At 34.9% G+C, this 295-nt stretch carries 1 protein-coding gene; it reads right to left on the bottom strand.

What is annotated here, in order from left to right:
- The coding region (locus tag SB773_RS31050) for a DHH family phosphoesterase (protein ID WP_410594098.1) at nucleotides 1–295 on the bottom strand (295 nt) is incomplete at both ends.

A 295-nucleotide genomic window follows, 5' to 3' on the forward strand; every position in this document is an offset into this window, starting at 1 on the left:
AGTTTTTCGACTTTATATTAAGCCAGTTATGGATTCTTTCTGGCTGAAAATTATAAGTTCTTAAGTACGAAACCATTTTTAATGTCCTAGGAGTTGTATTTCCATTCATGAAATTCCCTGTATCACCTAGAATTCCTGCATAAAATGATTTAGCTGCTTCTTTATTCATGATAAAGCCTTCTGGAAATTGCAAAAATAAATCAACAAGCATTTCACTTGCAGAGCTATAAGAAGGGTAGACCCAAGAAAGGTCACCGAATTGTTCATATTCGGGGTGGTGGTCAATTTTGATCAG

Source organism: Bacillus sp. SIMBA_074, assembly GCF_046534555.1.
In the GTDB taxonomy this organism is placed as follows: domain Bacteria; phylum Bacillota; class Bacilli; order Bacillales; family Bacillaceae_G; genus Bacillus_A; species Bacillus_A mycoides.